The sequence below is a fragment of the Enhygromyxa salina genome, assembly GCF_002994615.1.
GTDB classification, from domain to species: domain Bacteria; phylum Myxococcota_A; class Polyangia; order Nannocystales; family Nannocystaceae; genus Plesiocystis; species Plesiocystis salina_A.
Genome location: NZ_PVNK01000108.1, coordinates 146,159 through 160,519 on the forward strand (window position 1 = coordinate 146,159; position 14,361 = coordinate 160,519).

Genomic DNA, 14,361 nt, shown 5'->3' on the forward strand with positions numbered 1-14,361 from the left:
CGGGGGACTCGGGGCTTGGATCACTCACGGGCGGTCTCGTTGGGCCGGGCGCTGCGGCGCGCTTAGCGGATTCTACGCCGAAGCGCGCCCGAGCGCGCCCCCAACCGATGCTTTGCCGTGATTCGAGCCGCGCGCTGGCTCGTGGCTATACTGCCGCGCCGATGGCCGATCTTCCGACGCCCCCGCGCCTGCCGTGGCTGAGCGAGCCTCTCGCGACATCCGAGCCGCCCGGGCTGCTCACGCTTCGTCGCGAGCGAGCGCCCGAGCCCGAGCCCGCGCCAACGAGCGATGTCGAGGGCAGCTACCGACTCCACCGTCGCTTCGATCGAATGGGTCGCCTCGTCGGCGACGCCGCGATGCGCAAGCTGCTCGGGAGCCATGTGATGGTCATCGGTCTCGGCGGCGTCGGCAGCTGGGCGGCCGAGGCCCTGGCCCGCTCGGGGGTCGGGCGCCTGAGCCTGGTCGACTTCGACCTCGTGTGTGTGACCAACGCCAACCGCCAGCTCCACGCGATGCGCGGGACAACCGGCAAGCCCAAGGCCGAGGTCATGGCCGAGCGGCTCCAGGCGATCCACCCGACCTGTGAGATCGAGGCCGTGCGCAGCTTCTACGAGGCCGAGACCAGCGAGGCCCTGTTCGCGCGCGCCCCCGACATGATCATCGACGCGATCGACAACCTCACGGCCAAGGCGCACCTGATCGCAAGCTGCCGCGCCCGCGGGGTCCCGGTGGTCGTGTCTGGCGGCGCGTCGGGGCGCATGGATCCGACCCAGATCCGCGTGAGTGATCTGAGCCGTGTCGCGGGTGATCCCTTCCTGGCGTCGCTGCGCAAGCTGCTTCGTCAGCGTCACGACTTCCCGAGCGCCCGGGGCTGGGACCTGCCTACGGTCCACTCGCTCGAGCCCCCGTCGGCTCCCATCGAGCTCGCCTACGACGAGGGCCAGGGCTTTCGCTGCGTGTGCCCGCAAGGCGACAACGGCAAGCACACCTGTGACCAACGCAACTTGATTTACGGGACAGCGGGCTTCGTGACTGGCAGCTTCGGGTTTGCCTGCGCGAGCGTGGCCGTCAAGGCGCTGAGCTGAGCCGCCCGCATCGAGCTCCGAGCTCTGAGCTCCAAGCCATGAGGAGGCACGCTTTTTGCTCCGCTCGGTCGAGGACGGGTACCGCCTCGTGTTCACTCGAAGCGCTCTCGTCTTCGACTTCGAGAAAGACGGCAGCGAGATCGAGTACGACCATGGCATCGAGGTTCACCGGGCCAGTGCCGTATCGACCAGGCGCTATGCACGCCCGGACGCCTGTGCCATCATTCTCCGATGTCGAGAGCTGCTGCGAAGAGCATCCCCCCTCTGCCACCGCCGGCCAACACCGAGCCAACCGAGCTTCGCCCGGCGGCGATCCTCGGCCGAGTGGTCTGTGTAGGCACCGACGGCGAGATCCTCGTCGACTTCCCCGGCAATCGCAGGGGTCCCACCCGCGCCCGTCGCATCGGCGTCATCCCCGACGAAGCGCTGTGTCAGGCAGCTGGCCGGCCGTCGGGCGTCGTGCTGGTGTTCGAGGACGGCGATCCCTCCCTGCCGCTGGTGCTCTCGCTGTGCTCGACCCCCGCCGCAGAGCGACCGCCCGCGCTCGCATCGAACAACGCACCCCTCGAGGCGCGGCTCGACGGGCGCCGTGTGGTCCTCGAGGGCCACGAGCGTATCGAGCTGCGCTGCGGCGGCGCGGCCATCGAGCTGTGCGCCGACGGGACGATCAAGCTGCGCGGCCGGGACATCAAGAGCCTCGCTCGCCGGCGCCAGCGCATCACCGGCGGCAGCGTGGACATCAACTGAGCTGGTTATGCAGGTCGCAGTGCTTGGAGAGCTCGGGGCGTTCGGGCTGCCCAGCTTCGATCGTCACGGCCGACCGCTGGTCGTGGTGTTCGCGGCCAAGACCTTCGTGCTGCCTGCAGCGGGTCGTCCCGCGGCAGGGCCCCTGCGTGCCCATGTCGAGCAGCCGCTTCCACCTCGAGAGGATCTGCATTGGGGCGAGCCGGGTGTGTCGAGCTTGCGCGCCGAGGGAATGTCGGCCTACACGCGCCTGGGAACGGAGATCTGGGCCTCGGGCGACGCATGGGCCCCTCGGGGGCGGGCCGTCGAGTCACTCGCCCTCGGCCTGCGCGTCGGCCCGTGCACGCAGGCGGCCGTGGTCACCGGTGAGCGCGTGTGGCAGCAGGGCGCCGTCGGTCTGCGCATCTCGAAGCCGGCGCCCTTCGAGTTGCTGCCCGTCGTCTACGAGCGGGCCTTCGGTGGAACGACGGCTAGCGAAGCCTGCGCGCGCAATCCCGTCGGTCGGGGGCTCCACGCCAGCGCAGCCGAGGCCGTGGGGCAGCTCTTGCCCAACATCGAGGCTGTCGACGCCCGCGTGACGGGCCTGGCGAGTCGGCCGCCCCCTGTGGGCTTCGGGCCGATCCCGCGCCACTGGCAGCCCCGCGTCGGTTGGTCGGGCACCTACGACCAGAGCTGGGTCGAGACCCAGGCGCCGCTTTGGCCCGAAGATCTGGACCTTCGCTCCTTCTCGGCCGCGTCTGAGGGATTGATCGCTCCCGGAGAATTGCGCGGAGGCCAGCCGGTCGTCGCCAGTGGTTGGTCGCCGGACGGCGACTATCGCTTCGAGCTCCCGAGCGCTCGCATGCTCGCTCGAACGACTTCCCGCGCCGGGCTCGTTCGCCAGCGCATGATCCTCGATGTCGTCGATCTGCACTTCGGAGAGGGGACGCTGATGATGATCTGGCGCGCGACGATTCCGGTCACGCCGACGGACCACGAATCGACGAGCATTCGCGAGCTTGAGGCCTGGGAGGTCGAGCCGTGAGCACTGCGCCGGTGTTCGTGCTCGCCGCCGACGTCTGCACTTCGGTGGGGCTTGAGCTCGAGGCCACAGCGGTCGAACTTGAGGCGGGGGTCTGCCCCTTCGAGGAGACGCCGGTGCTGGCAGCAGACGGGGTTGGCGTGCGCGCGGCTCGGATGCCGCTGCTGCTCCCCGGTGCGAGTCGAAGGCGACGGATGGGACTGCTGGGAGCGACGGCCCTGACGGCGCTCGCCGCGGCGATACAGCGCGCCGGACAACGACGCATCACGCTCTACCTCGGGCTGCCCCCGACGAGCGAGCTCCCGGCCAACGACGTCGGCCACGTGCTCGAGACCCTGCGTCAGGCGGTGGCGCCGTTGGAGCTGGCCCTGCCTGAGGGCGGCGTCTACGCCTACGGGCGTGCCGCAGTCTTCATGGCCCTGCGAGATGCCGTGGCCCACGTTAGCCGCGGGGCAGGGGATGTTCTCGTCGGAGGTATCGACTGCTCGTGTGACACGACTTCGCTCGTCGACGCGAGCATCGGAGGACAACTGTTGGGATTCGACAACATCGACGGTCGAATCGCCGGGGAGGGGGCGGGCTTCGTCTGGCTGGCCGCCAAGTCAGGCGCTCCGGTAGCGGCGGCTCCCCCTCGCATCCTGGATGTCGCTGACCACGACGGATCGGGATTCAGCCGCGAACCCGACCGGGCCGAAGGCCTCGCGGCGGCGTTGCGCCAGCTCCGACTCGCGCCTCACCTGCAAGGCGTGCGCGTGGACCGCTTGCTCTCGTGCCAGCCAAACCAGACGCGCTGGGCGACGCAGCTGGCGTGGGCCTACCTACGCAACGCGTCGTTGTGTCCCGAGCCCTTCGAGCCCCAGTCCATCGCCGAGAGTCTTGGTGACACGGGGGCGGCTGCAGGAGCGCTCGCCCTGGCTCTGGCCTCGCGTGCGGACGGTGTCACCCTCGTGCTCGGGGTTGGTGATGGCGGCGAGTCGGGAGCTTGTGTGCTCGGCTCTGGGGAGCCGGCCCGTCTCGAGCGCAGTCCCAACGAGGGGCGTCGTGCGAGCGCGCGTCTGTCCTTGCGCGAGCACCCGGAGGTACCGTCGTTTCTACGCGAGCGCTGCGAGGAGCACCTCGAAGAGCTCGGCATCTTGCTTGAGCTGCGCAGCGACCTGCTGCGCGATCCCGACATGGGCTGGCGTGGGGTCGAGGAGCTCGAGCAGCGCATGGTCGCGCGCAGGCGCGCCCTCGCCCACTACGGTGAGCTCGCCCGCGGCGTGGCAAACGCTGCGTTGGCAGGCTCCGATGCCGAGCTCGCTGCCGGTGCAGCGCTGGCGGCGAGCAACTCGTCGAGTGTCGAGGACAGCGCCCGGCTCGTCGCTGCCCTCGGCGAGATCGAGCCCGACGAGCGCCCGCGGTGGACCGACGCGCTCGTCTGGGGTGGACGATGGTCGGTCGAGACCCTGCACCAGTTCGCGGCTATGCTCGACACCACCGACGCGACCGTGGCGTTGGCCGGGATGCGTCTGCTCGACCGATGCTGCCAGTGCGACAGCGGCCGAACGCTTCGCTGGCTCGACCAGCTCGAGCCGGGCTCTGTCGATCATGACTTCGCCCTGCTACACGTCGCGCGCTGGGGCGAGCAGCCCGAGGTCGTGCGTGAGCGGCTGGCGACGCTCACCATGCGCGGCCCGACCATCGAAGCCGCGCTGTGGATCGGCCACCTTGAGCCTCTGCAGGCGTTGCGTGCCTATCTGCGTCAGGGCCACGAGTTCGCCCGGGCCCTCGCCCCTTACCTCGCTGTCCTTGGAGGTGCTGGAGACACCGAGCTCATCCAGAGTCGCGCCGCGGAGGATCTGCGGGCCGAAGAGTTCGAGGCGCTCGGTCGCATCGGCCTCGGGCGGAGCGTCCCCGTGTTGCTCTCGGCCCTGGGGCAGTCGGCCGAGCCCGATGTTGCAAGCACACTCGCCGAGGCCCTCGAGCGAGTCTGCGGCGCGGGCTTGTACGAGGAGGTCGAGGTCCTGGTCGATCCCGACGAGCCCCCGGAGCTCGTCGAGCGGGTGAGCGTCGATCCCGAGCGCTGGGCGGCGTGGTGGCACGAGCACCAGGCCCGCTTCGATGCGGGCCGATGCTATCGCCGTGGTCGGATCGCCGGCCCCCTCGCGCTCGTCGACGAGCTCCTCGATCCCCGACTTTCCCCGGCCACGCGGAGGCACACGCTCCTCGATCTGCGGATCCGAGCCTCGCTTCCCCTCAGGCTCGGCATGACCTGGCCCGTCGTCGAGCAACTCGACGTGCTCCGCCAGGCCCGCGCCCAGCTCGACGGAGGCGCGGCGCCGTGACCAAGTCCTTTGCGAACGGACGCTCGATCGTCCACGCAGGTGACGGCGGAGTCCAGACCTGTCCGGTCCCTGACGTGTGCAAGACCCCCTCGCCCGGAGGCCCGCCCGTGACGGTGCCCTACGTCAACGTCGCCAAGTCGAGCGACCTCGCCAAGGGCACGAAGAAGGTCAAGATCGAGGGCAAGTCCGTTGCGATCAAGGGCGCCCACATCAAGACCAGCACCGGCAACGAGGCGGGCACCGCCGGCGGTGGGCTGGTCTCGTCGAAGACCAAGGGCAAGATGAAGTGGGCGAGCGCCAGCGCCGACGTCAAGTTCGAGGGCAAGGGGGTCGTCCGCTTCCTCGATGTCTGCCTGCACAACGGGAACACGGACAACACCGGCGGGCAGCCCAACACGGGCTCGCCGGGGCTTAGCTACGGTGGTGACGCGCCCTGCCCACTGTGCGGCGCCCCGCAGGGGCACCCGCTGCCTTCCGACGAAGACACGGAGGCCGAGATCGCCAGGCTTCACGAGACCGAGCCAGTCTCGCGCCCGGGGGACGAGTACGGATACATGATCGGGGCGATGAAGTGCAAGGACAGCAAAGGCCGGGTTGTGATGCTGACCGCACATTCGGGCAAGCCCGTTGGAGCAAAGATCCCCAGCCTCCAAAACCCCGGGCGATTTGGCAAGAGCCTGGGCGGTCGAAAATACAAAGCCGAGAAGGTCGACGGGAGTTCACGGCCCGGGAACTGCGCCGCGCCCAAGCTCATCTTTCATGCCCGCGTCAAGGGCCTCACACCCGTGGCGTTGACGGAGTCATGGCATGGTCGCTCGCCCCCGAGTGGAGCCCCCTTTAGCCACGGCAACCATGCTGAGTCATGCGAGACCTGCAAAGATATGCTTCCTGCGATGCTCTGCCCCGAGCCCCCTGGGGAGGAACAATGACCACCGAAAATCCCATCTCCGCGATCATCGACGAAATCTGCCAGATCGAGCCCGAATTTCGAGAGGACATTCGTGGCGTGGACAGGGCGTTGATCGAGCGTCTCGAGCAGCTTCATGGGCGGCCTCTTCCTGCAGTCTACCGGGACTTTTTGCGACACATGGGGGAGTCGTGGGGAATTGAACTTCCGCGTACGGATTTCACGGCCTGTCGCATCGTTTCTTACTATGAAAAAATTGCGTGGCGCCCTCCCGAGCCGTTCACGATGATCGGGATGGACAACTTCGGGAACAGCCAGGATTACTTTCTCGACGGTCGAGGTAGCCGTGAAGCTGTGGTGAGTTTCCCGCTCGGAACTGACCCGACGGCGCCGGATGCCGATCCGAATGACTTTGAGTTCGAATCGGCATCCCTTCCCGACTACATCTTCTCCATGTTTTTCATGGTTCGACATCTTTCGAATTGCCCTGCAGTCGTACAAGCCAGCAAGGTGACACACCTCGATGGATCATTCGAGCGCGCCGTAGATGTCGTCCGCCGATATGGGCTACCGGAACACCCTCGTTCGAGCGGAGGATACGCCTACTTTTACACGCCTGAGTTGTCCGCCGCCATCTCTCAGCCGCCAGGCTACGGACTGGGGGTTCGCATCAGTGGTCGAGATGGAACAGGAGTCGAGCGGTTGTATGCGCTGCTCGATCACCATGTCGGGTTGGTTCATCGGAACCGGTGAGCATGGCGCTCAACCATATGTGGCGCGCAGCTCGCGAACATAGGGGCGGAGGTGATCCGGGTTCTCGAGCCAGTGCAGCTGAATCGTCAGCTGCTGCTCGAGGGCTGCAATGACCCGCTCGACCTCGGCCCGGTCGTCGGTGCTCATGTGAAGCAGGCCGACGCCGTGAGGATCGGCGTGCGAGGTCACGGCGGTTGCGACACTTTCTCGCCCGTACATCCCCGTGAAGCCGCCGCTGAGGGGGTGTCGGCCGTATCCGAGCTCGATCAGGGCCGCGTCGAGGCGACCGAGCAACTCCGGCTGCGGCTCAATGGTGGCGTAGGCTTCGAGCTCGAAGTTGAGCCAGCTGAACGCCTCGAAGGCGTTGCAAGCCACTAGCTCCGGCAAGGACGCGGCGTAGGTCTTCGCGTGGACCCACGGTTGGGTGCGATGAGCTTGGGGCTTCAGGGGAATGTCGAAGCCCGCCACCGCGAAGGCCGGCGTGCTGTCGGCGTCGAGGAACAAGGAGTGAGGCAGGGTCTTTTCACGCCCGATCAACGAGAAGCGCTCGGACGGGCGCCATCCGACCTCCCGGTAGTAGCGAACTAGCCGCGCGACCCGGACATCACCGGCGATCATGGACGCGAACAGCGGCCCGGTGTCGTTGCCCATGATCTCGAGCAGCTCACGATGGGGGGCGACGAGGGGACGCTCGGCGAGCTCTTCCAACTCGGCGAGTTCAGCGGCCGTGGCGCCCCGGAGCTGCTCGACAACGCCGGGGAGCAACTCGTCGATGTAGGGCAGCGCTTGGGTCAGGGTGAACATGTGGGCAAACTATACGGGAGTCCCAGCCCCATACATCGTCGGGGGATCAACCAAGCAGCCTCGAACGCTCCCCGTGGGTCGTGAACAGCGCCCCCGGCTTCGCCCGGGTCACCGCCACGCAGAACAACGCCCGGCACGCCGAAGTCATTGCGGCCGCAGGCGGGCGCGTCGATCAGGCAGCGAGGTCGACCTCGAGCTGGCCGGGCAGGGCGGGCCTCGGTCGCGGCGGGGGCGGGGTCCGAGCCCGACGTCGGCGAGCGCCTTGGCGATGTCGTCGGGCTCGTTAGCGATCTTCACCAAGCGCATTCGCCCACGGCAGCGCTGGCAGATCATGACCTCGGCCGCGAACACTCGCTGAAGCAACCAAGCCCAGGGGGGACGGGGCGCAGGCTTGGTCGCGGACTCGAATTCGGTGGCCTCGCCGTCGAACAGCACACGCACATGCTGAGGCACATGTTTGGTTCGGAGTGCGTTCGGCGCGGAGTGCCGGCCCTCACCATCGAGGAGTGGATGGGCCGCGCCAAGCTGGACATTACGATGGCGTATGTTCACCTGGTCGTCCCTGACCGCCTGCGCTGGGCTGAGCTGATGGACCTGTGACTTTTGGAGGCCACAGGGAGGCCGCCCTAAGCGCAGTCGTTGCGCGGGCTCTGAGAGCCCGTTTTTTGGTACCTATGACCCCTCCCCTGAGATGAGTCCCCTTCTAGGGGGCCACGCAGACCAGGGCGAAGCTCATACCAGCCCACCGAGGGAGGGAGTGCAGCGACCGACCGACCAGCCGCGTGCGGCCGTGCGTGGCTGAGTCGCTGACGCCTGCGGGGGCTCAAAGGATCCCAGTATACTTCGCGCGATGCCTCCGGTCCGAGCTCGCTCGCGCTTCGCGTCGGTCTGCGCCCTGGTCTTCGTCGCGCTGTTGAGCTTCGGCGGCCCGGGCTGCAGCGGCGGCTGTGTCGGCGGGTCTGGCCAGGGCCTGACCAGGACCACCCCCGACGTCCGCGCGTGGTACAACGCACAAGTCTCCACAATCCCCGACCAGAACCAGATATGGCTGCTCGAGGGACTCAGCGCCGAGGAGCGAGCGCATCGCGCATACACGATCCGGCATGAGGCTCGGTTGGAGGCCCGGGCCATGATGTCGAGCAAGCTCGAGGTCGCCCAGCTGCGCGCCCGGGATCGGGCGAAATACGGCGATCCGGACGGGCCGAGCTTCGAGTATTTGGTCGAGAAGAACCGCCAGCAGGGCCTCGAGGGCGACGCGATCTATGAGGCGATCATCGAGAGCGCGGCCCGGACCAACGAGAAGGTCAACGCCCGCTTCCGCGACAAGCAGTGACCCGGGCGGCGGGGCCGGGGTTCGTTCACTGCGCGAGCACGTGGGCGAGCTCGACGAGGTCGAGGTCGAGGGGCTTTTGCTTGCCGATGACCTCCGCGAGCGGCGTGGTCACGACCTCGGATCCGCGCAGCCCGACCAGCACGCCATGCTCACCCCGGGCGAGGCACTCGATCGCGTGAGCCCCAAAGCGGGCCCCGAGCAGACGATCCTGGACCGTCGGCGTGCCTCCGCGCTGGATGTGGCCGAGCACCGTCACACGCATGTCGAAGCGGACCCGCTCGCGATGGTCCCGCTCGAGGATCGCCGCGAGGGCCTGAGCGTTGTGGCGCGCGCCCTCGGCCACGATCACGATCGCGTGGTGCTTGCCGCGTTCGTAGGCGTTGACGATCCGCTGCGCGACCTCGTCGGGGCTGACGTCGTTCTCGGGCAAGACGATCGCCTCGGCCCCAGTCGCGAGCCCAACCGCGAGCCCGATGTAGCCGCAGTGCCGGCCCATGACCTCGACGATCGACGCGCGCCGATGCGAGCTCGCGGTCACGCGGAGCTTGTCGACCGCGTCGACCGCGACGTTGAGCGCGGTGTCGGCCCCGAGCGTGATGTCGCTGCCCTCGAGGTCGTTGTCGATCGTCGAGGCGATCCCGATGACGGCCAGGCCCTGCTCGTGAAGCGCGTGGGCCCCGGTCTGTGAGCCGTTGCCGCCGATGACGACGAGCGCGTCGACGCCGAGCGCGGCGAGGTTGTCGATCCCGCGGGCCCGCGCCTTTTCGTCGTGGAAATCTTTGCAGCGGGCGCTGCCCAACACCGTCCCGCCTCGCCCGAGGATCCCGCCGACGTCGCGGGCCTCGAGCCGGCTGATCTTGCCCTCCTCGGGCGGGGCGATCAGGCCCGCGAAGCCCTCTTGGACCCCATAGACGGCCCACCCGCGGGCGAGGGCGCTGCGGGTGACGGCGCGAATGGCCATGTTCATTCCCGCCGCGTCGCCGCCGCTCGTGAGCACTGCGATCGCCTTTGGCTGACCTTGCATGAGCGAGTCCTTACCCCCTCGCGCGGCCCGGCGCAAAGCGCTGGTGGTGCCGCGGATCGTGCAGATGCGCTACGCTGCGGCGGCCGGCATGAGTGACACCGTCGAGACGATCATGAACCATGAGGTCTACACCGTGCGCGCCCACGAGCCGTCGGGCGAGGTGCTGGGTATGATCCTCACCCTCGGAATCACCGCGGCGCCCGTCGTCGACGACCAAGGCGTGCCCCTGGGCCTGGTCTCGCTCCGCAACCTCGCGAGGGCCAAGCGCGACGAGCCCGTGTCCAAGCACATGACCACGCCTGCGGCCACGGTCACGAGCGAGACCACGGTCGAAGAGGCCGGGCGCGAGATGGGCCAGCTCGGGTACCACCACCTCGTCGTCGTCGACGCGCGCGGCTGCGTGACCGGCTTCGTGTCCTTGCTCGACGTCGTCCGCGGCCTCGTCGGGCTCCCGGCCTCGCACCCCCCGGCCTTCCCCCACCAGGAGCCCGAGAGCGGGCTCAGCTGGACGCCGACCCTGCCTCTGACCGTCGAGAACATCGACCGGCTCGCGCGACCGGGCCCCGGGATGTTGGTCTTGACCAGCGTCGACACGCCCGACGAGGTCCTGTGGGCCGAGGCCTCCAACGACGTCCACGCGCGGCTCAACAGCTTTGCCTCTGGCGAGCACAACCTGCCCGAGCTCGTTGGCCAGCGCCTCAGCGCCGGTCAGCTCGGGTTTCGCAGCGCGTCATTCGCGGGGCCCGAGACCGAGGGCCCGAGCGTGATCGACGTCTTGCTCAGCCGCTAGGGGGAGCGCGTGGAACTCGAAGCGCTGATCGAGGCCCTGAGCAGCCCCGCCGCCTACCCGTGGCACGACCCCGGCGCGGCCGAGGTCGAGGTCATCCAGACCCATATCTCGGTCGTGTTTCTGATCGGCCGCGAGGTGTTCAAGATCCACAAGCCCGTCGACTTTGGGTTCTTGGACTTCACGACCCTCGAGGATCGCCGGATCGACTGCGAGGCCGAGGTCGAGGTCAACCGCGAGCTCGCCTCGGGGGTCTACCGGGGCGTGGTCGCGGTCGTCGAGCGCGATGGAGTGGTCCAGATCGATCGTGAGCCTGTCGACGACAGCGGCCAGGTCCTCGAGTGGGCCGTGTGGATGCGGCGGCTGCCGGACTCGGCGACCTTCAGTGGCTTGCTCGCGCGCGGCCAGCTCGGGCGCCCGCAGCTGTGGGGCCTGGCGGCGACTCTGGTCGCCTTCTACCGCGACGGGGCCGAGCGCGCGGCCGCCAACCCCGAGCTCGCGCGCCTCGGTGACCTCGCCACGGTCGAGGAGAACATGCGCGAGAACTTCGCCCAGCTCGACGCGATCGTCGACGTCGCCCGGGAGTTCGGTCGACCCGAGCCGATCGATCGCGACCTGCTCACGCGCCTGCGCGAGGTGAGCGAGGCCGAGTTCGAGCGGGTCCGGGGGCTGATCCGCGCGCGCTTCGAGGCCGGGCAGGTCCGCGACACCCACGGGGACCTGCGCCTCGATCACGTCTACAACCTCGGCTACACCAGCAGCGAGGACGCGGACCTCGTCGATGAGGAGCTGCTCGACGCGACCGGGCGGCGCGAGCTGTTGATCATCGATCGGATCGAGTTCGCGGACCGCTTTCGCTGGTCCGATCCGATCGCCGACATCGCGTTTCTCGTGATGGATCTCGAGGCCCGCGGCGCGTGGCAGCTCGCGCGCTGCTTCGCCGACGACTTCATCTCGGCCAGCGACGACCCCGACGTCGATCGCCTGCTGCCCTTTTACACGGGCTACCGCGCGACGGTCCGGGCCAAGGTCGCCGCGATGGCGGCGTCGGAGGCCGCGCTCGGCGACGAGGCCTGCGCCAAGGCCCGGGCCAAGGCCGAGGCCCGGGCCCGCCTCGCGCTCGTCGAGCTGTCCACGCCGCGCGAGCGCCCGTGCATGATCCTGGTCGCCGGGCTGCCCGGCACGGGCAAGTCGATGCTCGCCCGGGGCCTGCGGGAGACCGCCGGGTTCACGTGGATCCGGGCCGACGAGGTTCGCAAGCGGCTCGCCGGGATCAACCCCTTCACGAGCCAGCGCGGCGATCTCGACGAGGGCATCTACACGCGGGAGTGGAGCGACAAGACCTACGCCGCGTGCCTCGAGCGGGCCGCCGAGGTCTGCCTTGGCGGCGGGCGGGCGCTGGTCGACGCGACCTTCGTCGATGGCTCGCGGCGCGAGGCCTTTGTCAACGCCGCGATCGCGTGGGGGGTGCCGGTCCACATGTTGGTCGTGAGCGCGCGGCCGGAGCTGATCAAAGAGCGGCTCGCGGCGCGCAAGGGGGACCCCTCGGACGCGACCTGGGCGATCTATCAGGGGCTGCGGGACAAGTGGTCGCCGATCGACCCGCTGCTGTGTCGCTTCAACACGATCGACGCGAGCGGGACCCCGCGCGAGTTGCTGTCGGAGGCCGCGCGGGCCCTGGCCGACGCGCGGCTGGCCTGAAGCCGAGCTCGACCTCGACCCGACGACCGGGGCCTGGCTGAGCGGCCCCGCGCCGAGGGAGGCGACGCGTGGGGGCGCCGAGCACGAGGTGGATCTCGACGCTACAAGAACATCCCGCCCGAGACCTCGATGCGCTGACCGGTGATCCAGCGCGCCGCCGGGGAGCACAGCATCGCAACCACGCCGCCGACATCCTCGGCGACCCCGAGCCTCCCCAGGGCCGTGACCGACTCGAGGTAGCCGCGCATCTGCGGGTTGTCTTTTAGCGCCGCGGCGTTGAAGTCGGTGTCGAGCGCACCCGGGGAGATCGCGTTGGCCGTGATCCCGCGGGGGCCGAGCTCGGTCGCGAGGTAGGCCATGTAGCGCTCGACCGCGGCCTTGAGCGAGCCGTACAGGCTCCTCCCGGGCATCGAGAACCGACTCAGCCCGGAGCCGATAGCGATGATGCGTCCCCCGTCCGCGAGTTGAGGCACCAAGGCCTGGGTCAAGAACACGACGCTCTTGAAGTTGATGTCGATCACGCGATCGAACTCGGCCTCGGTGATCGAGGCGAAGGCCTGGTGCGAGGACACACCCGCGTTGTTGACGAGGATGTCGAGGGCGTTGACCTTCCAGCTGGCGAGCACGCTCGTGACGCGCTCGACCAGGCTGGCGATCTGGCTGGTGCCGGTCAGGTCGACCGCGACGGCCTCGGCTCGCCGGTCCGACCCGCGGAGCTGCTCGACGACCTCGGCGGCGGCGTCCGAGCGATCGCGGTAGGTCAGGATCACGTCGGCGCCGGCCTCTGCCAGGCGCAGGGCGATGTCCCGCCCGATGCCCCGGCTGCCGCCGGTGACGAGCGCGGTCTTGTGGCGAAGGTTGGTGCTGGGGGCTGTCGTGCTGGCCTGCATGGTGTGGAGACCCTATTTCGTGCGCCATAGGCACGGTATCCATCGATTTATCAAGTCGTACATGCAAAAATCGCAAGTAATGGTCTTCGACCCGCCTGATTCGGACGAACGCCTGTTTCTGCGCATCGTGGAGGCGGGCAGCCTCAAGGCGGCGGCCGAGCAGCTCGGCACCGATCCCTCTGCCGTCAGCCGACGGCTCGCCGCGCTCGAGGCTCGCCTCGGTCAGCAGTTATTGCGTCGCTCGACCCGGGGCTCGCGGCCGACCGAGGTGGGCGCGCGCTACTACGAAGGGCTCGCGCAGATCGTCGCGCAGCAGGACGCGCTCGAGGCCGCGCTCGCGTCGGCGACCGACGAAGCTCAGGGGCGTTTGCGCGTGACCGCGCCGCCCGAGTTTGGCGTTCGTTTCGTGGTCCCCGTGCTCGAGTCGCTGCAGCGCGAGCACTCGAAGCTGAGCGTCGAGCTCGCGCTCGGCACCGGGTTTTACGACCTCGCGTCCGAGGACATCGACGTCGCGATTCGGATCGGAACCCTGCGCGACTCGGCCCTGCGCTCGCGTCGACTCGGGCGGGTGCCTCGGGTGTTGGTCGCGTCACCGGGCTACCTGCGTGACCACGGCGAGCCGAGCACCGCCGCCGAGCTGCCGGCGCATTGCTTCTTGGGTTACCGGAGCTCGACCGGCGTCAACATCTTGCGGATGAAGACCCCCGACGGTCAGGCGCGCGAGGTCGAGCTTCGCCCGCGCTTTACGGTCAACAGCGTCGTGACCTTGGTGCGCCTGGTCGAGTCGGGCCAAGGGGTGCTCCTGGGTCCGCTGTGGGCGTTTGCGGACTCGATCGCTGCGGGTCGGGTTCGGGCGTTGTTGAGCGACCATCGCTTTGACGCGTATCCGGTCCAGGCGCTGTATCGAGGGCGGCGCTATTTGCCGGCCAAGACGCGGGTGTTCATCGACGCGATGGTCGAGCGGGTGGCGGCGGAGGCCAGCCTCGAG

At 68.8% G+C, this 14,361-nt stretch carries 14 protein-coding genes; 11 read left to right on the forward strand and 3 right to left on the reverse strand.

Annotated features, from left to right (window positions below):
* The first annotated feature begins 161 nt into the window (after nt 1–161).
* The 6 genes from ENSA5_RS09960 to ENSA5_RS35795 all read left to right on the forward strand — a co-directional run bounded on the left by ENSA5_RS09960 (nt 162) and on the right by ENSA5_RS35795 (nt 6,834).
* Nucleotides 162–1,085, forward strand: coding sequence for a tRNA threonylcarbamoyladenosine dehydratase (locus ENSA5_RS09960; protein WP_106391394.1), 924 nt, complete (start codon nt 162–164; stop codon nt 1,083–1,085).
* A gap of 231 nt (nt 1,086–1,316) precedes the next feature.
* The gene (locus ENSA5_RS09965) at nt 1,317–1,832 is read left to right on the forward strand and encodes a DUF6484 domain-containing protein (RefSeq protein ID WP_146155528.1); all 516 of its coding nucleotides are present in this window, start codon (nt 1,317–1,319) and stop codon (nt 1,830–1,832) included.
* Nucleotides 1,833–1,851: 19 nt separating this feature from the next.
* Entirely contained in the window at nt 1,852–2,853 is a 1,002-nt protein-coding gene (locus ENSA5_RS09970; RefSeq protein ID WP_181197586.1) for a DUF2169 family type VI secretion system accessory protein, read from the forward strand.
* A 191-nt stretch (nt 2,854–3,044) separates the two neighbouring features.
* Nucleotides 3,045–5,174, forward strand: a complete 2,130-nt coding sequence (locus ENSA5_RS39140) for a hypothetical protein (RefSeq protein WP_258182807.1) — start codon at nt 3,045–3,047, stop codon at nt 5,172–5,174.
* A complete protein-coding gene (locus tag ENSA5_RS39145) occupies nt 5,171–6,103 on the forward strand; it encodes a DUF4150 domain-containing protein (RefSeq protein WP_258182808.1) in 933 nt (310 codons plus the stop codon). Before ENSA5_RS39140 ends, ENSA5_RS39145 begins: the two co-directional genes overlap by 4 nt.
* Entirely contained in the window at nt 6,100–6,834 is a 735-nt protein-coding gene (locus ENSA5_RS35795; protein ID WP_146155529.1) for an SMI1/KNR4 family protein, read from the forward strand. Before ENSA5_RS39145 ends, ENSA5_RS35795 begins: the two co-directional genes overlap by 4 nt.
* A gap of 9 nt (nt 6,835–6,843) precedes the next feature.
* On the opposite strand, the gene ENSA5_RS09980 is transcribed toward ENSA5_RS35795, so the two are convergent.
* Nucleotides 6,844–7,638, reverse strand: coding sequence for a hypothetical protein (locus tag ENSA5_RS09980; RefSeq protein WP_106391398.1), 795 nt, complete (start codon nt 7,636–7,638; stop codon nt 6,844–6,846).
* A gap of 147 nt (nt 7,639–7,785) precedes the next feature.
* On the opposite strand from ENSA5_RS09980, the gene ENSA5_RS39730 reads away from it, so the two are divergent.
* Nucleotides 7,786–8,238 (forward strand): tyrosine-type recombinase/integrase, encoded by a 453-nt coding sequence (locus tag ENSA5_RS39730; RefSeq protein WP_373422433.1) that lies wholly within the window; start codon nt 7,786–7,788, stop codon nt 8,236–8,238.
* 250 nt (nt 8,239–8,488) lie between these two features.
* Nucleotides 8,489–8,971 (forward strand): hypothetical protein, encoded by a 483-nt coding sequence (locus tag ENSA5_RS09995; protein WP_258182809.1) that lies wholly within the window; start codon nt 8,489–8,491, stop codon nt 8,969–8,971.
* A gap of 25 nt (nt 8,972–8,996) precedes the next feature.
* On the opposite strand, the gene ENSA5_RS10000 is transcribed toward ENSA5_RS09995, so the two are convergent.
* Nucleotides 8,997–9,995, reverse strand: coding sequence for an ATP-dependent 6-phosphofructokinase (locus ENSA5_RS10000; protein ID WP_106391401.1), 999 nt, complete (start codon nt 9,993–9,995; stop codon nt 8,997–8,999).
* Here ENSA5_RS10000 and ENSA5_RS10005 point away from each other — a divergent pair.
* Nucleotides 9,994–10,785, forward strand: coding sequence for a CBS domain-containing protein (locus ENSA5_RS10005; RefSeq protein WP_106391402.1), 792 nt, complete (start codon nt 9,994–9,996; stop codon nt 10,783–10,785). The genes ENSA5_RS10000 and ENSA5_RS10005 overlap by 2 nt on opposite strands.
* A gap of 9 nt (nt 10,786–10,794) precedes the next feature.
* Nucleotides 10,795–12,483, forward strand: a complete 1,689-nt coding sequence (locus tag ENSA5_RS10010; RefSeq protein ID WP_106391403.1) for a bifunctional aminoglycoside phosphotransferase/ATP-binding protein — start codon at nt 10,795–10,797, stop codon at nt 12,481–12,483.
* Nucleotides 12,484–12,584: 101 nt separating this feature from the next.
* On the opposite strand, the gene ENSA5_RS10015 is transcribed toward ENSA5_RS10010, so the two are convergent.
* The gene (locus tag ENSA5_RS10015) at nt 12,585–13,373 is read right to left on the reverse strand and encodes an SDR family NAD(P)-dependent oxidoreductase (protein ID WP_106391404.1); all 789 of its coding nucleotides are present in this window, start codon (nt 13,371–13,373) and stop codon (nt 12,585–12,587) included.
* A 61-nt stretch (nt 13,374–13,434) separates the two neighbouring features.
* Between ENSA5_RS10015 and ENSA5_RS10020 the strand changes: the two genes are divergently transcribed.
* Nucleotides 13,435–14,361: LysR family transcriptional regulator (locus ENSA5_RS10020; RefSeq protein WP_258182810.1), on the forward strand; the 927-nt coding region annotated here is incomplete at its 3' end.